The following is a 239-nucleotide window of genomic DNA, read 5'->3' on the forward strand; positions in this document are numbered from 1 at the left end:
CTGCACCCCGAGCAGGTCCGCCGCCGCGAAGAGCTCGGCCGCGAGTTCCGGACTCGACTTCTGGACGTCCAGCGCCCGGTCGAGTTCGGACAGCCGGGCCTCGGCGGCGGCGCTCATGCCTTCTCCGGCACGGGTTCGGCCTCGAGTTCGGCGATGAAGCGCTCAACACTGCGGCGGGCACGCTCGTCGTCCTCGAGGGACTCCCCCGACGATCCGTCCGGCGAGCTCGGTGGCCAGGC

1 pseudogene is annotated in these 239 nt (G+C 72.4%); it reads right to left on the reverse strand.

Annotated features, from left to right (window positions below):
- Positions 1–113: 113 nt before the first annotated feature.
- Positions 114–239, reverse strand: a pseudogene (locus tag BN358_RS27875) (F0F1 ATP synthase subunit B); the annotation flags it as partial.

Source organism: Sedimentibacter sp. B4, assembly GCF_000309315.1.
In the GTDB taxonomy this organism is placed as follows: domain Bacteria; phylum Bacillota; class Clostridia; order Tissierellales; family Sedimentibacteraceae; genus Sedimentibacter; species Sedimentibacter saalensis.